19 protein-coding genes, 2 pseudogenes and 1 riboswitch are annotated in these 18217 nt (G+C 35.9%); of the genes and pseudogenes, 13 read left to right on the top strand and 8 right to left on the bottom strand.

Annotated elements, in window-relative coordinates; translation table 11 throughout:
* Positions 1-410: 410 nt before the first annotated feature.
* Together BLS02_RS08560 and BLS02_RS08555 are read right to left on the bottom strand one after the other, a co-directional pair.
* A pseudogene (locus tag BLS02_RS08560) lies at positions 411-2177 on the bottom strand (vitamin B12-dependent ribonucleotide reductase); the annotation flags it as partial.
* 310 nt (positions 2178-2487) lie between these two features.
* Positions 2488-3282: pseudogene (locus BLS02_RS08555) on the bottom strand (ribonucleotide reductase N-terminal alpha domain-containing protein); the annotation flags it as partial.
* Positions 3283-3715: 433 nt separating this feature from the next.
* On the opposite strand from BLS02_RS08555, the gene BLS02_RS08550 reads away from it, so the two are divergent.
* Positions 3716-4087, top strand: coding sequence for a rhodanese-like domain-containing protein (locus BLS02_RS08550; protein ID WP_092492587.1), 372 nt, complete (start codon positions 3716-3718; stop codon positions 4085-4087).
* Between the two features lie 22 nt (positions 4088-4109).
* Here the strand turns inward: BLS02_RS08550 and gcvPB are convergent, their stop codons facing one another.
* Genes gcvPB through gcvT form a run of 3 tightly spaced genes read right to left on the bottom strand, consistent with a single transcriptional unit; the run spans position 4110 to position 8030 of the window.
* Positions 4110-5567 (bottom strand): aminomethyl-transferring glycine dehydrogenase subunit GcvPB, encoded by a 1458-nt coding sequence (gene gcvPB, locus BLS02_RS08545; RefSeq protein WP_092492586.1) that lies wholly within the window; start codon positions 5565-5567, stop codon positions 4110-4112.
* Positions 5560-6909, bottom strand: a complete 1350-nt coding sequence (gene gcvPA / locus BLS02_RS08540) for an aminomethyl-transferring glycine dehydrogenase subunit GcvPA (RefSeq protein WP_092492585.1) — start codon at positions 6907-6909, stop codon at positions 5560-5562. Before gcvPA ends, gcvPB begins: the two co-directional genes overlap by 8 nt.
* 14 nt (positions 6910-6923) lie before the next feature.
* A complete protein-coding gene (gene gcvT, locus BLS02_RS08535) occupies positions 6924-8030 on the bottom strand; it encodes a glycine cleavage system aminomethyltransferase GcvT (RefSeq protein WP_092492584.1) in 1107 nt (368 codons plus the stop codon).
* A gap of 169 nt (positions 8031-8199) precedes the next feature.
* Positions 8200-8288: riboswitch (glycine riboswitch) on the bottom strand.
* A gap of 138 nt (positions 8289-8426) precedes the next feature.
* Between gcvT and BLS02_RS08530 the strand changes: the two genes are divergently transcribed.
* Together BLS02_RS08530 and BLS02_RS08525 are read left to right on the top strand one after the other, a co-directional pair.
* Complete coding sequence (locus BLS02_RS08530; RefSeq protein ID WP_092492583.1) at positions 8427-10085, top strand: DEAD/DEAH box helicase; 1659 nt, start codon at positions 8427-8429, stop codon at positions 10083-10085.
* The gene (locus BLS02_RS08525) at positions 10075-10869 is read left to right on the top strand and encodes a YqhG family protein (protein ID WP_092492582.1); all 795 of its coding nucleotides are present in this window, start codon (positions 10075-10077) and stop codon (positions 10867-10869) included. Before BLS02_RS08530 ends, BLS02_RS08525 begins: the two co-directional genes overlap by 11 nt.
* A gap of 28 nt (positions 10870-10897) precedes the next feature.
* Here the strand turns inward: BLS02_RS08525 and BLS02_RS08520 are convergent, their stop codons facing one another.
* Positions 10898-11077, bottom strand: a complete 180-nt coding sequence (locus BLS02_RS08520) for a YqzE family protein (RefSeq protein ID WP_092492581.1) — start codon at positions 11075-11077, stop codon at positions 10898-10900.
* Positions 11078-11148: 71 nt separating this feature from the next.
* Entirely contained in the window at positions 11149-11643 is a 495-nt protein-coding gene (locus tag BLS02_RS08515; RefSeq protein WP_092492580.1) for a shikimate kinase, read from the bottom strand.
* Between the two features lie 102 nt (positions 11644-11745).
* Between BLS02_RS08515 and comGA the strand changes: the two genes are divergently transcribed.
* The 9 genes from comGA (at position 11746) to BLS02_RS08470 (ending at position 16753) form a co-directional block, all read left to right on the top strand.
* Positions 11746-12759 carry a competence type IV pilus ATPase ComGA gene (gene comGA, locus BLS02_RS08510; protein WP_092492579.1) on the top strand — a complete coding sequence of 338 codons (1014 nt, stop codon included), beginning with the start codon at positions 11746-11748 and terminating at the stop codon, positions 12757-12759.
* Entirely contained in the window at positions 12716-13771 is a 1056-nt protein-coding gene (locus tag BLS02_RS08505) for a type II secretion system F family protein (RefSeq protein ID WP_092492578.1), read from the top strand. The genes comGA and BLS02_RS08505 overlap by 44 nt, the downstream gene beginning before the upstream one ends.
* A 14-nt stretch (positions 13772-13785) precedes the next feature.
* A complete protein-coding gene (gene comGC, locus BLS02_RS08500) occupies positions 13786-14109 on the top strand; it encodes a competence type IV pilus major pilin ComGC (protein ID WP_092492577.1) in 324 nt (107 codons plus the stop codon).
* Positions 14109-14540, top strand: a complete 432-nt coding sequence (comGD, locus tag BLS02_RS08495) for a competence type IV pilus minor pilin ComGD (RefSeq protein ID WP_092492576.1) — start codon at positions 14109-14111, stop codon at positions 14538-14540. Before comGC ends, comGD begins: the two co-directional genes overlap by 1 nt.
* On the top strand, positions 14527-14868 hold the full coding sequence (locus tag BLS02_RS08490) for a type II secretion system protein (protein WP_092492575.1): 342 nt from the start codon (positions 14527-14529) through the stop codon (positions 14866-14868). The genes comGD and BLS02_RS08490 overlap by 14 nt, the downstream gene beginning before the upstream one ends.
* Positions 14816-15265, top strand: coding sequence for a competence type IV pilus minor pilin ComGF (locus BLS02_RS08485; RefSeq protein WP_092492574.1), 450 nt, complete (start codon positions 14816-14818; stop codon positions 15263-15265). The genes BLS02_RS08490 and BLS02_RS08485 overlap by 53 nt, the downstream gene beginning before the upstream one ends.
* A 76-nt stretch (positions 15266-15341) precedes the next feature.
* Positions 15342-15608: a competence type IV pilus minor pilin ComGG gene (locus BLS02_RS08480; protein WP_139180780.1), complete on the top strand. Its 267-nt coding sequence runs from the start codon at positions 15342-15344 to the stop codon at positions 15606-15608.
* A gap of 128 nt (positions 15609-15736) precedes the next feature.
* Positions 15737-16435, top strand: a complete 699-nt coding sequence (locus tag BLS02_RS08475) for a helix-turn-helix transcriptional regulator (protein WP_092492572.1) — start codon at positions 15737-15739, stop codon at positions 16433-16435.
* Between the two features lie 75 nt (positions 16436-16510).
* Entirely contained in the window at positions 16511-16753 is a 243-nt protein-coding gene (locus BLS02_RS08470) for a DUF2626 domain-containing protein (protein WP_092492571.1), read from the top strand.
* A 428-nt stretch (positions 16754-17181) separates the two neighbouring features.
* Here BLS02_RS08470 and BLS02_RS08465 read toward each other — a convergent pair whose 3' ends face one another.
* Complete coding sequence (locus BLS02_RS08465; protein ID WP_092492570.1) at positions 17182-17808, bottom strand: MBL fold metallo-hydrolase; 627 nt, start codon at positions 17806-17808, stop codon at positions 17182-17184.
* A gap of 180 nt (positions 17809-17988) precedes the next feature.
* Here BLS02_RS08465 and BLS02_RS08460 point away from each other — a divergent pair, with 180 nt between their 5' ends.
* Positions 17989-18156: a DUF2759 family protein gene (locus BLS02_RS08460; protein WP_092492569.1), complete on the top strand. Its 168-nt coding sequence runs from the start codon at positions 17989-17991 to the stop codon at positions 18154-18156.
* The last annotated feature ends 61 nt before the right edge of the window (positions 18157-18217 follow it).

Here is an 18217-nt window from a genome sequence, read left to right as displayed (position 1 = left end):
AATTTTCTTTTGTTACGCTTTCTCTCGAATGATGGTTGAGTGTTTAGATTCGTTCCGGCAGAATACTTCGCTTTCACAATTGGAATTAAAAAGAACTACGCGTTTCTTGGAGCTGACAATCTAAATGGTTTTAAATCTTGTTTGTCCATCATGATATGCACTTGTTAATTTTCAGGCTAAAGTGAGCACAATCCAGCACAGGAAATAAACGAATACTCCTGCGGAAGGAAAGGCATCGGCGAGACCCCGCACGAAGTGTATAACCGTAACGGTATCATAGCACTGAAATTATTTTTCCACAGTTCGTCGCAGTTTATATCAACTGCGAATAGTAAATAGCAGCAAAATGTTGAAAACAGCTAAATAAAAAGAAAAGAACCAACTTGTAGTCGATTCTTCCCTTAAATAACTTATAATCCACATTTAAGCTGAGCTCCACAGCTTGTACATGTGTTGCATCCCCCAATATCTTCCACACTGCCTTCTCGGCAAACTGGACACGTATCACCAACTTCTGAGCCAATCATAACGTTGGTTTTATCTAATTCCTGGATGGTGTCCATTAATACAACTTTAGGCTTTTCAGTTTCCTGAAATAGTTCAGTCTGTTCACCCTCTGAGTTTTCTTCAGCTTTAAGCGTCAGTACTTGTGAATCTCGACTGCCATCTACATAAACAGTTCCACCTTTAGCACCACCATTATATAGTCTATGGTATACATTCTCTACTTGATCAACTGTATAACCACGAGGTGCGTTTACTGTTTTGGAAATGGAGCTATCAACCCAACGTTGAATAACGCACTGTGTATCCGCATGTGCTTCTGGTGCAAGATCCATCGCTGTTACAAAGAATTCAGGAAGTTTTTCTGAACTTTGATTAGGATTCCTATCTAAATATTCTTGTACAATTTCAGCCTTAACTTCAATGAACTTCCCTAGTCTTCCACTTCTATAGTAAGAAAAGGAGAAATATGGTTCCAAACCTGTGCTCACACCGACCATTGTTCCAGTGGACCCAGTTGGAGCCACAGTCAAAAGATGTGAATTTCGTATACCATATTCTAAAATATCCTTTCTAATATCTTCAGGCATTTTCTTCATATAACCAGTGTTTATAAATGCCTCACGTAGCGATTTAGTTTCTTCGTCCGTGTTACCAATTAGGAATGGGAAACTCCCTTTTTCTTTGGCTATCTCAATTGATTCGCGATATGCAGTAGTTGCAATTGCTTCGAAAATTTGATCAACTAGATTATTACCTTCAGATGATCCATATTCTGTTTCACAATAAATCAGGAGATCATGCATCCCCATAACACCTAGTCCAACCCGACGTTCCCCAAGTGCTTGCTTTTTGTTTTCTTCTAAAAAGTATGGAGTTGCATCGATTACATTATCTTGCATACGCACTCCGGTTTTAACGGTTTGTTTCAATTTCTCGAAGTTTACAGTGCTAGTATCTTTGTCAGCCATTTCTGCTAAGTTAACTGCTGCAAGATTACAAACTGAATATGGTGCAAGTGGCTGTTCCCCACACGGGTTTGTTGCAACTACTTGGTCCCCATATGCTTTTGCATTTGTCATTTCATTGGCATTATCAATGTAGAATATTCCTGGTTCAGCTGAGTATGTTGCACATATATTTATTAGATTCCAGAGTTCTTTAGCTTTTACTCGACGATAAACACGTACGCCGTAGCCCATTTCTTCCCATTTTCGAACATCGCCAACTTTGTCCCAGTTCTCGTTATATGCTTTCATTTCTTCTTTTGTATAATTTTCAACATCAGGAAAACGTAAATCATAGGTATCATCATCTTCGACAGCATCCATTAGTTCTTTTGTAATACAAACAGAAATGTTTGCTCCAGTTAAGAACTCTGGATTATGAACAGAATAGGTTCCCCCAGTTAATAACTTTTCTTCTGCTTCACGGATAGCAGCATCTGTAAAACCACCTTGTCCTGGCATGGTATTGTAGTTTAAGATACCTTGATACAAATCCACTTCTGTTTCCGTCAATGGTGTGAACTGCAGTTTTTCCTGTGCTAAACGCTTAATTTGTTCATCTTCAGTATTTTCTATCAAATAGCGTAGAATTCTCGGATTCTGCATTTTCGAGATAATAAATTCGATAATATCAGGGTGAGAATCTACTAACATAATCATTTGAGCCAATTTGTTACGTTGATTCGTTAAAACAACTCTCTAAGTCACCTTAGAGTTCAGACCATATCTTACACATTTAAAATGTGTCCCCGCGCTTCGAAATCACTTGATTTCTACTCTACTCACTTCCGTCTAAGACGTGCTTTCGATGGTCGTTGAACCTTCTTCTATACAAAGCTTGGCTGCTGATTGTCTTTTTCCACTCGCTGTTTTTTAGCATTCACGCTTACTGTTTCCAGTTACGTTGTAGCCAGCAAGTCATTAAAGAGTTTCCAGCAATTCACGAGGTTAATTTATAGACGAGGCACTTTTGTTTACCACGTCTTGATCCGCCTTGTTCTACCAGATGTGTAAGTTTTGCAATATCATCCAGCCAGGAAACTGATCCTGATGACTTTCCGTTTACACCTCTTGCTAATGTATTACGAGGTCTTAGAGTTGATCCATTTGTTCCAACCCCACCACCTCTGCTCATAATCTCCATCACCTGTTTACGATGATCAGATATTCCTTCTCGTGAATCTTTGATGTAAGGCATGACATAGCAGTTAAAGTACGTAACATCTGTTTCGGCACCAGCACCGTATAATACCCGTCCTGCTGGAATAAAATTCAACGACCCTAACTCATCCGTAAACTTCTCAAACCACTCTTTCTGCTTCACTAATGTCGTTTCAACGTTGGAAAGCCCTGTGGCATTTCTTCTTGCAATTTGTTCATAATAAACTTCCAAAGGTTTATCAATAACATCAAGTGAACGCTTTACGACACCCGTAGAAGCTTCTTGCTCATTATCCAGTACAGATACAAACTGTGAATCCACTTGAATATCTGCTTCTTTATGCTGCCAGTCTATTGATTTTACATAACCCAGTCCACGTGCAGGAAATTTCGGATCTGCTTTCACAGTTAAAACGACAAAGTCGCCTTCTTGCAATGTCTTTTTCTCAGTATCCTTAAAAGCATATCGATCCAGCATAACCAAACGGGATACACCTTTGTGTGTAATTTTCATGTCATCGGTAATAGGATGTACTTGCGGAAACGATTTGATGTCTTCATTTAGCATTTTAATATCTATTTTTTTTCCGCTCTCAACAGCAATCGACATTTTTTGATCGCTCCTTTAACTATTTATTTGTTATAATATAAGATATCATAATTGATATACTAAAAACAATATATAGTGTTAATATTTTAAAATAAATACTATATATTGAGATTTGAACAAATGAATTCTAATCTGTCAATCATCAAAACGTGATAATATATCGAGAAAAATAGAGAAAAATTAAGGAAGTTACTAAAAACCCAGTATTCCTCACCATTTTCATATACTTCATATTCATTCTTAAATACCTACTAGATTATATAGTTTTAATACTGCATTACTGTGCTTTTTTAACAATTATTAGTGTTCAGCCATAACCAAAAAATAAGTAAATAGTCCTATCAATAAAATAAGATAAGAAAAATACTTTGAAATAATAGCTAATCCACAATATAATAGAGTAGACACAAATGAAAGTTACGGGGGATAAACAATGGAATATTTAGTAATAGGAATTGTCGTTTTAGTCGGAGTAGGAGTTTTCCGGTATTTCAGACAAAAAAACGTCGTCACCATATTAACCGAAGATCAATTTCGTGAAGGTTATCGCAAGGCACAGCTAATTGATGTAAGGGAACCACAGGAATTTAAGAAAGGTCATATTCTTGGGGCCAGAAATATTCCAGTGACACAAATGAAGCAACGACTTGTGGAGATGCGAAAAGATAAGCCATTATACCTTTATTGCCAGAGTGGTTCCAGATCAGCCAGGGCAGCTCAGTTACTTCACAAAAAGGGGTATACAGATATAAATCAGCTAAAAGGCGGATTTAAAAAATGGACAGGAAAGATTAAAAACGGATGAGGTAATTACCTCATCCGTTTTCTTACTTATCATATCGTAATATAGGTTTCCTCGCTGCTGTTGTTTCATCCATACGTTTAACAACTGTGTTGAAAGGCGCTTCCTGAACTAATTCCGGATTATATTTCGCTTCATCGGAGATTTTCATCATTGTACCGATAAAACCATCTAATGTTTCTTTTGATTCTGTTTCTGTTGGTTCAACCATCATTGCCTCTTCTACGTTTATTGGGAAGTAAATTGTAGGTGGATGATAGCCATAATCTAGCAAACGCTTAGCAATATCTAGTGTCCGCACACCTAATTTTTTCTGTTTTTTACCTGATATAACAAATTCATGTTTACAGTGTTGCTGATATGGTAATACGTATTCCTTCTCTAGTTTACGCATCATGTAGTTTGCATTTATTACTGCGTACTCACTCACCTTTTTGAGCCCTTCAGCGCCCATAGTACGAATATACGTATATGCACGTAAATTAATACCAAAATTCCCATAGTAAGGTTTAACTCGCCCAATTGAATCAGGACGATCATAATCAAAGGTATATAAATTATCTTTTTTAACAAGTAAGGGCTTTGGTAAATATGCAGCCAATTCACTACTAACACCGACTGGGCCTGATCCCGGACCACCGCCGCCATGAGGACCTGTAAATGTCTTATGCAGGTTCAAATGTACAACATCAAATCCCATGTCCCCAGGTCTGGTATATCCCATAATTGCATTTAGGTTTGCTCCATCATAGTACAATTTGCCACCAGCACCATGAATTATTTCAGCCATTTCCAATATCTCGGTTTCAAATAAACCTAATGTATTCGGATTAGTAAGCATTAAAGCTGCGGTATCCTTACCAACAACTCTTTTAAGATCCTCTAGATCTACTAAACCTTTATCATTAGATTTTACCGTAACTGCATCAAACCCTGCCACTTTAGCTGAAGCAGGATTTGTTCCGTGCGCCGAGTCAGGTACAATTACTTTTGTCCGGTTGTAATCGCCATTTGCTTCATGGAATGCACGAATCATCATCAATCCAGTCCATTCACCTTGTGCTCCTGCGGCTGGCTGTAAAGAAACTTCATGCATGCCAGTTATCTCTCTCAGGGACGTCTGCAGATCATACATCATTTCCATGGCACCTTGCACACTCTTGGGATCCTGATGTGGATGAATATGACTAAACCCGTCAAGTCTTGCAATATCTTCATTTATTTTTGGGTTATATTTCATTGTACAAGAACCCAATGGATAAAATCCGGAATCTACACCATAATTTCGCTTTGATAAAGCTGTATAGTGACGCATAATTTCCAGCTCACTTACTTCAGGTAAATCCGGTGCTTCCTTTCGAATATATGAATCTTCAAATTCATTTTCTAAGTTGAATTCCGGAACATCAAATTCTGGAAAACTATAACCGGTTCTTCCTTCTTTACTACGGTCGAAAATTAACGGAAAATCTGTATTAGCCATGAATATCCCCCAATTCTTTTACAAAAGTATCAATTTCTTCTTTTGTACGAATTTCTGTTACGGCAATCAGCATATGTCCTTTTAAGTCAGGGTAAGCCTGTTCCAGATCATACCCGCCGATTATGCCTTTGTCTAAGAGCTTTTCATTTACATTTGCAACATTTTCAGAGAGTTTTACAACTAATTCATTGAAAAATGCCCCCTGTGATATTACTTCAATACCAGTTTCCTCTAATTTTTGCTTAGCGTAACGCGCTTTTTGCATATTCAATACAGCCATTTTTTTGATACCATTCTTACCAATTGAACTCATTGCTACAGAACTCGCAAGTGCATTTAACGCTTGATTTGAACATATATTCGATGTGGCCTTATCGCGTCTGATATGCTGCTCTCTTGCCTGTAGTGTAAGTACAAACCCACGTTGCCCATCTTCATCTGCTGTTTGGCCAACTAAACGTCCAGGAACTTTACGCATTAATTTATGAGTTGTCGCAAAATATCCACAGTGCGGACCGCCAAATTGTGCAGGAATACCAAATACTTGAGTGTCCCCTACAACAATATCAGCGCCAAACTCACCTGGGGGCGTCAAATACCCTAATGCTAATGGGTTACTGGATACAATAAACATTGTTTTCTTTTGTTGACTGATCATTTCGTTTACTTCATGCAATGGTTCGATTTGGCCAAAGAAGTTTGGATACTGCATAACGACACTTGCAGTATTTTCATCTAATTCATCATTTAGTTGCTTCAAATCTGTGCGCCCATTATGATGATCAATTTCAACAATTTCAAGGTTTGGTCCTTTCGCGTATGAATCTATAACTGCTCTTGACTCAGGATGGATAGCCTTTGATACAAGAATTTTTTTACGCTTGGTTTGACCAGCACTTAAATTTACAGCTTCCGCTAATGCTGTTCCGCCATCATACATGGAAGAGTTGGCGACCCCCATACCAGTTAATTCACAAATCATTGTCTGAAATTCAAAAATTGCTTGTAATTCCCCTTGTGATATTTCGGGCTGGTACGGTGTATAGGCTGTATAAAATTCTGATCTTGAAATCACATGATCAACAACTGAAGGAATAAAATGATCATAAACGCCGGCACCTAAAAATGAACTGTATTCTATCAGGTTTGCGTTTTTCTTGGCCATAGCTGCTAGTTCTTTTTTTAACTGTGCTTCATTTGCCGGTTTTTTGAGCTCCAATTCACCTTTAAAACGAACTTGATCGGGAATATCAGAAAATAGTTCTTCAGATGACCCAACACCAATTGTTTCAAGCATTTCCTTTTTATCAGTTTCAGTCATTGGTAAATAACGAAATTCCATGTAAAAAACCCTCCCTATTTATCGCGTTTGTAAAATGGCGTTTTAACAACTTCTGCCTTTAGTCTTCGTTTGCGTACTTGTACAAACAGCTCTGTCCCAAGTTCAGCAAACTCGCTTTTCACTAGTGCTAGCCCGACATTCTTTTGCAATGTTGGTGACTGTGTTCCAGTAGTAACAAATCCTACTTCAGAATTTTCGGCGTACAACTGATATCCCGTACGAGGAATACCTTTATCAATCATTTCAATACCTACAAGCTTTCTGTCAGGACCATTTTCTGCCTGATGCTTCAGCACTTCTTTTCCAATAAAGTCTGCTTCTTTGTTGACTTTAACTGCAAACTTCATACCTGCCTCAATTGGGGTTATGTCTTTTGAGAGCTCCTGACCGTATAATGCTAATTTCGCCTCAAAACGAAGTGTATCTCTTGCGCCAAGCCCGATTGGTTCCACACCATCATCCTCACCTGCTTCAAGAATCAGCTTCCACAGATCACTTCCTTTATCGGCAGCGATATAGATCTCAAATCCGTCTTCACCTGTATACCCAGTCCTGGATACAATTGCACCTGAATCGATTGTAGAAAAGTAAACAGAGTTTTCAAAACGGAAAAATTTTATTTCACTTAGATCGGTATCTGTCAAGCGTTGAAGAATTAATTCAGCCTGTGGGCCTTGAAGTGCCAGCTGTACATACTCAGATGATACGTTTTCAATTGAAACCCCTGTGTCATTGTTTTCTGTTAACCATTCAAAATCTTTTTCTGTATTGGCTGCATTCACAACTAATAAATAGTGGTCTTCCTCCAGCATGTAAATAATAAAATCATCAACTGTTCCACCATCGTGATAACACATAAATGTATATTGTGCACGCTTTGGAGTTAATGTGGAAACATCATTTGTTGTTACTTTCTGTAAAAAATCCTTGCTGTTTGAACCTTTTACCATAATTTCACCCATGTGCGAAACATCAAATAATCCAGCTTTTGTTCTGGTAACTTCATGCTCATGCTTTATACCCTTGAATTGTACCGGTAAGTCCCATCCTCCAAAATCGACTGTCTTCCCCCCTGCTTTTTCATATTCAGGAAACAATGGGGTTCTTTTCAGCTCACTCATTCCATCCACTCCTTTAATTAATCTTCCACATAAAAATAGAGATTTCTCTGATATACAGGGAAATCTCTGTCCTTCAACCTGAAAGTTGCATGCCAAGGAACTGAATACAAATTCCTAAAAGCATTTGCTTCGTTGGTGGTTTACCAAAAGTAAACACTCTCCAGAGTTGCGTCATACAAGAGTCTTTTTGCCTGAGAGATTCACACAATGTTTGCTCCTTCGGCGTTACATAAAAGTAAGCTCTCCCCTTGTACTCATTCGCATAATGAAATTAGTTATTTTGGTTATACTATGTATCAGTTACTAAGAAATATCTACCTTATTATAAGTCTCATTATAGCATATGAATAAGGTAAAAAGTAGAGATAAGATAACTCTTTTAAAAGGAAGTATGTTATGGACCGCATTGAACTTCAAAAAGATTCCCTCTTTATTGATAAATTCGAAACAACTCTTGAAAAAGAAGGACCCTTCTCACCCTGGGAGCTTTTCCAAATGACCTATCAAGCCGAGTTAACTACTATGGCGCCATCGTTTGAAGGGTTAAAATCACTAGATTATTTGCCACATATGGAATTTCTTGAACACCAAATATCCTGTGCTAATCAAGTTATAGAAGAAATGAATGGCCGAGCAATTTTAGCTGATGAAGTAGGGCTTGGAAAAACAATAGAAGCTGGTCTTATTTTAAAAGAATATATGCTGAGAGGACTTGTAAAAAAAGTACTCATACTGGTTCCCGCTTCCCTCGTAAATCAATGGGCCAAGGAATTAAATGAAAAATTTTATATTCCAGCAATTCCACATCGAAAGAATTATTCATGGGATCAGACTGAAATTATGATTACATCTATTGACACAGCTAAGCGTTCCCCACATCGCGAACATATACTTGATATTGACTATGACTTTATATTAATTGATGAAGCCCATAAACTGAAGAACCACAAAACAAAAAACTTTGCGTTTGTTCGATCGTTAAAGAAAAAATATTGTTTATTATTAACTGCTACACCAGTTCAAAATCGTTTAGTGGAAATATTCAATTTGGTATCCATTTTAAAACCAGGTCACTTAGGCGATTACGACAGCTTCCTGGAACAGTATGGTAAGGACCGTAAAAAAATAAAACAGGATAAATACCTGAAACAATTAGTCCAAAAAGTAATGATTCGAAATACACGAAAAAACACGGAATTTGATAAGGTAAAAAGAAAAATCGAGACGATATGGATTGATTTTAAAAAAGAAGAGCAGGATGTCTATTCACACCTGCAAAGTGTAACAGAGGTCTTTGCTACATTCTCAAAAATTACATTACTTAGAGAGCTCTGTTCATCGAGAGAAGCATGCTTCTTATCACTACAGAAGATGATGACAAGCAATGAAAAAGTAGATGTAATAAAACCAATCACAGATAAAATTGAACAGCTTCCCCAACATGTAAAGGCTGAAAAAGCAGTAGAAGTCATTAAACAATTAGGCGATGAAAAAGTAATTATTTTTACTGAATACCGTGCTACACAATTATACTTACAATGGTATCTGAAAGAGAACGATATTACATCAGTACCTTTTAGAGGCGGATTCAAAAAAGGTAAAAAAGATTGGATGAAGCAATTGTTTGAAAATCATGCACAAGTATTGATTGCGACCGAGGCTGGTGGTGAGGGAATTAACCTCCAATTTTGCAACCATCTGATTAATTATGATTTGCCATGGAATCCGATGCGATTAGAACAGCGAATTGGCAGGATACACCGCTATGGTCAGCAAAATGATGTTCATATTTACAATTTGGCAATTCGCGGTACCGTGGAGGAGCATATTATGACGCTTTTGTATGAAAAAATAAATTTATTTGAACAAGTTATTGGCCAATTAGACAGTATTTTGGCCGAACTGAATATAAATGACATAGAATCGGAAATACAATCCATTTTTTCTGAATCCTCTTCTACTGGTGAGGCAAGAATAAAACTGGATAACCTTTCTTCAATCATCAAATTAACACATGATCAGACAGAACAGAAGGAGCAGCAATATGGCAATTAAAAATTTACACCACTTTTTAGAGTCTTATTTTACAGCAAACCACTGTAAATTTGTCTATAACAATGAAGGTGTTCTTACTGTTCAGTTAACAGAGGATATGGATCGTGCTTTAATGAATCGGCCGTTTTATTGGCATTACATTAAAAAGATTGGTAATCCCGGAGACCCTATGCAGCTCACGTTAATCACAAACCCTGAAAAAAGAGATGAAAAAGGGGAATGGGTTCATTTCGGGAGTCCACGATTACAACAGATTCTCAATAAGTTAAGACAGGAAGAAACGTATACGAAACTTTTTGAACGTATAGACACGAATCAGAAAACAGCTTTATTTCCATGGCTGGTTACGAACATTAAAATCAGTTATCAAGGGAAGCAGAAAAGAGATGAAATCTTTTCAATTGGTCTGCACCTGGTAAATGGCTCCATGAAAACAGATATGATGGAGCTTTTAGAAGAGAAAACACTACATTTGACGATCTCAGATTACTGCTATACTATTTCGCCGATAATCAGACTAAAAAGCGGATTTACCAGGATTGAATCTGTTCTTGAAAGTTATATTCAAAATCAAACACACGATTGGGCAGAAAAATCACTTGAAACAATGGAAGAAGAAATTAAACTGCTAACCCATTTTTACAGTAGAAATGATAATGAAGAAAATACGCAACAAGAAATGTATAAGGAAATTGGAGAAATTAAAAAGCGGTATAATCCACGCATAACTTTCAAAGTTATAAATGGCGGTATATTTTATTTAGCAGAAAACGCTATTAGTTAAAAAAGGCAAACCTTATAAGGTTTGCCTTTCATTGAGTCTTTTTTAGCAAGAGTTTAAAAGCAAATGGTAAAATGCCTAGCCACTTGGATGAATAAACTGGTGGATCTGTTTTATGCCGTGACTTTCTCAGTTTTTTTTCTTCCGCTGGAGTGTCAATATATGTTGTAATCTGTTCTGTCATATACTTTATATATTCATTCCCAGACATAATAACCACCTCAATTCATTTAGGTATTATTATTTTTAACAGCATGTAGAAATTTTATTCTTTAATTACTTTCAGATTAATAAAGCTTTAACTTCTTCAGTTATTTCTATAGCTGTTTTATTGTCTGTATGTACTATTATGTCTGCATCTTTCTCATATAATTTTTTACGATGAATAAATAAATCCTTCTTTTCCTGGACATTATTACTCCATAATGGCCTTGTCTGGTCATCTTCCAAACGTTTAGCTATCTCATCAAATGAAGTTTCTAAATAAACCACGACTCCGTTTTCCTTCATAAATAAAACGTTTTCTCCCTTTTCTACAATACCCCCACCTGTTGATATAACGCAATTTTGTAAAGGTGTATTTTTTAAAACTTCAGACTCGTACATTCGAAAAGTGCCTTCCCCATTATTTTGAAAGATCGCAGCTATTGTTTGTCCATACACTTCCTCAACCATATGATCAGTATCAATATGTGAAACACGTAATGAACTACTCAACATCTCACCTATAGTGCTTTTACCACTACCCATAAATCCAATTAAATAAAGTGTTTTCATGATTTTAACCCGCCTTAAAAAATTAATAATATTATTTTTTAAAAAAAGAAGGAGTTGTGCAAACTATGTCGAATATAGTCTAACTAAGGAGGTGAAATATTATTGAACACAGCTTCAAGTCTTTCACAACAGCTTCTTCAATCTGCTATTACTACCAATGCTTCGGATATTCATTTCTACCCTTTCCCGAACCAAGCAGACATCTATTTTCGTATATTCGGACAAAGAATCCTTCACAAAACGATTCCCATTAATCAGTACCAATTATTACTTACTTACTATAAGTTTACATCAGGAATGGATATAGGTGAAGTTCGCAAACCACAAGATGGAACAATTGACCATGATACTATGACAAATCGTTATTCCCTACGATTATCCACGCTTCCCTTAAACCATATGGAAAGCCTTGCAATCCGAATTCTCCCACAGGAAGACAACCTTACCCTTGATAGGCTATTTCTTTTTCCAAACCAATTAAACAAACTTAACGAATGGATCTCAAATCGCGCAGGCATCATTCTGTTTACAGGTCCAACAGGAAGTGGTAAAACAACAACGTTATATGCCTTGCTTCAAACCATTTTAACAGAAAAATCTTATCAGACCATTACCTTGGAAGATCCGATTGAAAAGGATATAAATGACATCCTGCAGGTCCAAGTAAATGAAAAAGCGGGAATCACATATCAGACTGGATTAAAGGCCGCTCTTAGACATGATCCTGACATTATAATGGTGGGTGAAATAAGAGACAGTTTTACTGCACAGTTTGCTTTTGATGCTTCCTTAACTGGTCATTTAGTTCTCAGTACGTTACACGCCAATAATGCATTGGGAACGATTCATCGCTTACTGGAGATGGGTCTGAAGCGCTCTGATTTAAAACAATCACTTATTTCAGTTGCAGCATTACAGCTACTACCTGTTCACGTTAATAATACTACAAGACGTGGTGCAATAATCGAGCTATTGGATGGAACCTTTCTGGAAAACACACTGGATGGGATTGATATTAGTTCCAAGGAACAATTTCATACATTTCATCACTTACGAAAGAAGGCTTTTGCTTATGGTTTTATCTCTGAAGAAACTTATTACTCAACTGGGAAATAAATCACCCAAAAAGGAAATTCAATTACGCTTTTTAAAACGCGTGGAACGGTTATTGACAAACGGTTACCCACTGATATCAGCTCTTGAAATTATTGATTGGGATAACCAACTTAAATCGATTTCCACCTCCGTTATTACTTCACTAAAAGCCGGTAACTCACTTGATCAAGCATTAGAAAAAGAGAACTTCAACCCATTAATTACATCCTACTTATACTTTGTTCGGGCTAATGGCGATCTTCAAGCAAACATTGAGAAATGTATCTCTATGTATGAGCAACGTGTACTTTATGTAAAGAAGTTTCAGGAAACAATACGCTACCCATTGATTTTGCTATTCGTATTTGCACTACTGCTCTATTTTGTTAAGCAATCGGTCCTCCCCTCCTTTATGGATCTATTTAATAACAACACTGGAACAGCTTCAACAGTTATGTTTTCCATTGTTTTAATTGAACTATTAGGAAGGTTACTAACTATCATGATACTGATTACTGTTCTATCTCTTGTTCTGTGGCAAGTAATTAAACACAAAGTCAGTATCGAGAATCAAATTAAATTTTACCGATTAATACCTATCTATCATCAATATAAAAGAATGCAAACTTCATTTTTATTTGCCACACACGTCAGTTCTTTACTGAAAACAGGTATGTCGATAAAGCAAATACTCTTTAATTTGTCACAGCAGCGAAAACAGCCGATCCTTTCATATTTTGCCTTATTAATGACCGAAGAGTTATCAAATGGAGTTTATATAACGAATTTATTGGCGAATTTACCACTTCTTGATAAACAGCTATCAACTATTTTTCAAAAAAATGCAGATGTAAATGCACTTGAGAAGGACTTAACAATTTATGCAGAATTACAAACGGAAGAAATACACCGAAAAGTTATGAAAGTTATTACCTATATGCAACCGGTTTTTTTTATCATTTTAGCAAGCTTCATCATTTTTATTTACGTCACATTGATGTGGCCTATGTTTCAGTTAATTAAAACAATATAGAGGAGTTGGAAATTTTGTTCAATAGTCAAAAAGGATTCACTTTAATAGAAATGCTCATTGTCCTTATGATCATTTCCGTACTAATTATTCTAATGGTCCCAAATTTAAGTGACAAGAGTAAGGAAGTGTATGAAAAAGGGTGCAACGCCTTGGTAAATGTAGTCCAGGCACAGGTCGATGCGTATTATATAGAAAAAAATAGTTATCCAGTCGACCTAGAGGTTTTGGAAACTTCAGGTTACATTACTGAAGAGCAGAAGAAATGTCCTAATAATACTGAATTGCAAATCACAAATACAGACGGTAAAGCAATTGTCAGTATCCCCTCTGGAATTTAATGCAGTCTAAAAACGGTTTTACTTTAATCGAAGTTTTATTCGTTCTTGCCCTTTGGTCCGTATTACTACTTATTAGTGCCCCACTACAATTTTCCATTCTAGAAAAACAGGAAGAAGATAATTTTATGGATACATTCGAAATGGATTTACTATATATGCAAAACAAATCATATGGTTCAAGAAATTACTTTCGTTTAATATTTACCGAAAATAAAAGCTATACGATAACAAAAAATTCCAATTTAAAAATATTGATAGAACGTAGAATTCCTAAAGGATGGAAGATAGATTATTTAAACCTGCAAGTTATATCATTTAATCATAGAGGAACTATTGTTGATCCTGGGAGTTTTATGATTCAAACAATAAATAACAACTATAAAGTTACCTGTCCACTTGGGAAAGGGAGGTGCTATATTGTTAAACAATAAAGGCTTTTCTCTTATTGAATCCCTTGTGGCCGTAACTCTCCTAATGATGATGATTTCAACTCTTATACCGATTACAAATTTATTGATATACGAACGGGAAATACTGCATCAAAAGCGACTGTTTGGAAATGAATTACATGCTGAACTTCAGCCATATTTGTGGGATGGTCAGGATAGTATCCCAACTGAATATTTCAAAACAGTTAATGAAACAAAACTTAAATTTATTTTTTTAGCTAAAAATCAACTGCTGAAAGGTTGTGTAGAATGGAAGAATGTTAAAAATAAAACTAATCAAATTTGCCTGTATGGATATTCTGCAAAATGAAAAAGGTTTTTCTTTTCTATCAGTTATTTTGACTAGTACCATTTTATTTATAATAATACCCTTCACCGGTTACCTATTAAATGGGGTTAATTTTACATCCAACTATGAAGAACTATCCGTTCAACAGTTCTATTACTTTCTGCGAGATGATGTAATAAAATCAACTGACATAAAAGTTGAACCAACCAAAATCATTCTCAATCAGCACGACGGTTCAGTTGTTACAATTGAAAAATATCAAGATTTGATTAGGAGACAAGTCAATTCTGAAGGTCATGAAATATACTTACGGCATGTACAAAACATTAATTATAAATCAACTGCATACGGCTTTCACGCCTCCATCACATCCACAAAAGGTGAAAACTTTGAAAAAACAATTATCTTTTACCGGTAATAGTAGAGGATTTATTCTCCCTTATGTTCTCTTTATAATAGCAATTGCGTTAATTATCATTACAGCAAGTATTAATATGTATCAAAATGAAATACAGATAACCAATAACCAAATTGATCAACTAAAAATAGAAACATTAATACAAATGGCACGAACAACATTTAAAGAAGAATTACTACTTGGAAAAGAAATGAATAGTAATCCTGTTTATTACCAGTTCCCTTATGGCTATGTACAAGTGGATTATATAGAATTAGATGAAAAAGAATATCATCTATTTTTCAATATTACAACTGATTCTGAGGCCACCTTTACAATAACCAATAGACTACATTTAGAATAATAATTTCAATATGTATCATAATATCAACTATAAAGTTGTGTACATTTTTTAACAAATAAGCAATTTCACACATCTCACCATTAATATTCACTATAATGATAGTAACAAACATAGTGAGGTGATAATCGGTGGAACAAACACTAAAAGTAACGAATGTACTGAGTGACCCAACCAGATATAATATTTACCAGTATTTAATAAAGCACCACCAGGAAGTGTCTGTTGTTGAGATTGCCGAATTATTCGATATCCATCCGAACGTAGCCAGACTTCATCTATCAAAACTGGAAGACATAAATATTGTTGAATCCTACTCCCTAAAAACTGGAAAAGGTGGTCGGCCAAGTAGAGTTTATCGACTTTCAAATGAAGTAATCGAGTTAAATTTCCCGCATAGGGATTATAAATTACTTTCTACAATTGCAATTGAATCATTTGTTGAATTGGGAGAAGCCGGAAAACATGCATTATACCAAACTGGTTATAAATACGGGAATAAAGTAATTGAGCGATATAACAACGGCCCCTTGTTTGAGGAACTTACAAAAGAACAAAAAATTAACATATTAGAAGATGCTGGCACAATGCTTGGAATGTATCCGGACTTTCAATATAATGCTGATAAAAACAGTGTAACTTTTCAAATTAAAAACTGTCCCTTCAAAGAGGTCGCATCAACTAACCTCGCTATGGTTTGTAAATTACACAACAATTTTTTAAAAGGTATGTTTGAAGCGTTGTTTACGAATGTAGACTTAATTGAAAACGAAAATATGTTCAATGGATGTGAAAATTGCACGTATGTGGCAAAACTTTCTATTGTTTAATAAAATTTATTTTACATTATCCTAATCGTCGTTTATAATAACAATGATAAGGTTACCTAAAAGGAGGGGGAAAACATGGATCGAATGTTTCGTGTCCTTGCCTTTTGGACAGGTATTTTCACAGTAATGTTTTATGTAGGAGACATGCAGAAAACAGCACTACTATTCCTAGTTCAAACGGCATTTTTCCTAACAGTAAGTTATCTGAAATTATCAGAACGCATGTATATGTATTTATTCGGAGCTTACTGTACTGTATTTTTTATTGGATTTACATGGTATTCAGAATTCATATTAGTGCCTGGATTCGGGCATTAAACCAAAAACCCTGCTTACATATAATGATGCAGGGTTTTTTATTTTTTTGTGTTTACACTATTGACATGTTGTTAATATACAATTATAGTAATAACAGTAGCTTAACTTTTATCCCTAACCAACAAAAGAGCAGAGCACATCCCCCCTAAAGCCCTTCTTATAAAAGAAGGGCTTTTTTGTTGCTTAGTGGCCTATAAAGTCTAAGGTAACTGTACTTCCGAATCAACACGCTCAGCCCGACGTACAAGACTGACTAGTGTCGGTCATGCCACAGGACCTAGCATCAGCTGCTAGCGTCTATTGTACTCCCCTCCCCCAGTCTACGTTAAGATATCAAGGATGTTCGACAAAAATCGCCGTTTCTCAACCCACCAGCGATTAACGGGCGCAGTCCATACGGCGTTGAACAGGCGCTGTTGTTCGGCTTCTTAACGGGGTGAGAAAAATGGATTATTCTGTTTTTCATTTCCGATAGTTGTCTCTGGCCCATGACCAGGACTTACAATATAGGATTCCGGCAATTTATAAAGGTCATTACGTATACTTTGCTCAAGCTGCTTAATATCCCCACCCGGCAAATCAGTTCTGCCTATACCTCGATTAAATAATACATCTCCACTTATAACATGTTCTTGCTCATGGAATATAAAACTAACACTACCAGGCGAATGTCCGGGGGTATGTATTATATCGAATGATATTGTTCCTATCTGTAATTTTCCTGGGGTTAAATAATGCTCGGCACTTTTAGTTTTAATCTCGCTCCCCATAAATAGTAATGACCCATTTAACTTTGGGTTCTCCAGCCATGCCGATTCCTCCTCGTGAATATAAACATTGATGTCATAGTAATTTCTAACTTGATCAACGCCACCAATATGATCGAAATGTCCATGGGTTAGTAAAATCGCTTTTGGTGTAAGAGTTTTATCATTCAAATACTTTATTATTTTCTCAGGATCGCCACTGGGATCAATCACTATTGCATCATTAACGTTATGTACGATATAGCAATTCGTGCCTAGTGGACCTAAAGACATGCTTTTAAAGATCATTATCAACCCTCCATTGAATATTTGTTCAATATTTTCGTTACAATATAACTCGACAAATCCCATTTTATACTATAAAATAAGAATAGGAAACTGCTTGTTACATAATAATAAATTAATAAATTGAAGAACTCATAGTAAATTATCACAATCAAAGAAATTTCACAAGGAGGATATTTTCATATGATTTTAGCAGTAATACTTTTGCTTGTTACACTGTTGTCAGTAGTATCAGTAATCCGTCAATTGAAAATTAAAAATGTATTCGCACTTGGTTTCTCGGCCATTTCAGCACTAACTTTTGGCTTCTTCTCCATTGCGACCATCATTACCGAAATAGGAAATTTATAACCATAAACAATAAAAACTAACTATTACAGTTAGTTTTTTTTTATGGTAAAAAGCTGATCCA

The sequence above is a fragment of the Virgibacillus salinus genome, assembly GCF_900102415.1.
In the GTDB taxonomy this organism is placed as follows: domain Bacteria; phylum Bacillota; class Bacilli; order Bacillales; family Amphibacillaceae; genus Lentibacillus; species Lentibacillus subterraneus.
This window is presented reverse-complemented; position numbering and strand designations above follow the sequence as displayed.

Excerpts from the sequence above, each read along its gene's own strand:
- BLS02_RS08550 (WP_092492587.1), top strand. The coding sequence starts at position 3,716 with ATGGAATATTTAGTAATAGGAATTGTCGTTTTAGTCGGAGTAGGAGTT.
- gcvPB (WP_092492586.1), bottom strand. The coding sequence starts at position 5,567 with ATGGCTAATACAGATTTTCCGTTAATTTTCGACCGTAGTAAAGAAGGA.
- gcvPA (WP_092492585.1), bottom strand. The coding sequence starts at position 6,909 with ATGGAATTTCGTTATTTACCAATGACTGAAACTGATAAAAAGGAAATG.
- gcvT (WP_092492584.1), bottom strand. The coding sequence starts at position 8,030 with ATGAGTGAGCTGAAAAGAACCCCATTGTTTCCTGAATATGAAAAAGCA.
- BLS02_RS08530 (WP_092492583.1), top strand. The coding sequence starts at position 8,427 with ATGGACCGCATTGAACTTCAAAAAGATTCCCTCTTTATTGATAAATTC.
- BLS02_RS08525 (WP_092492582.1), top strand. The coding sequence starts at position 10,075 with ATGGCAATTAAAAATTTACACCACTTTTTAGAGTCTTATTTTACAGCA.
- BLS02_RS08520 (WP_092492581.1), bottom strand. The coding sequence starts at position 11,077 with ATGTCTGGGAATGAATATATAAAGTATATGACAGAACAGATTACAACA.
- BLS02_RS08515 (WP_092492580.1), bottom strand. The coding sequence starts at position 11,643 with ATGAAAACACTTTATTTAATTGGATTTATGGGTAGTGGTAAAAGCACT.
- BLS02_RS08505 (WP_092492578.1), top strand. The coding sequence starts at position 12,716 with ATGGTTTTATCTCTGAAGAAACTTATTACTCAACTGGGAAATAAATCA.
- comGD (WP_092492576.1), top strand. The coding sequence starts at position 14,109 with ATGCAGTCTAAAAACGGTTTTACTTTAATCGAAGTTTTATTCGTTCTT.
- BLS02_RS08485 (WP_092492574.1), top strand. The coding sequence starts at position 14,816 with ATGTTAAAAATAAAACTAATCAAATTTGCCTGTATGGATATTCTGCAA.
- BLS02_RS08480 (WP_139180780.1), top strand. The coding sequence starts at position 15,342 with ATGTATCAAAATGAAATACAGATAACCAATAACCAAATTGATCAACTA.
- BLS02_RS08470 (WP_092492571.1), top strand. The coding sequence starts at position 16,511 with ATGGATCGAATGTTTCGTGTCCTTGCCTTTTGGACAGGTATTTTCACA.
- BLS02_RS08465 (WP_092492570.1), bottom strand. The coding sequence starts at position 17,808 with ATGATCTTTAAAAGCATGTCTTTAGGTCCACTAGGCACGAATTGCTAT.
- BLS02_RS08460 (WP_092492569.1), top strand. The coding sequence starts at position 17,989 with ATGATTTTAGCAGTAATACTTTTGCTTGTTACACTGTTGTCAGTAGTA.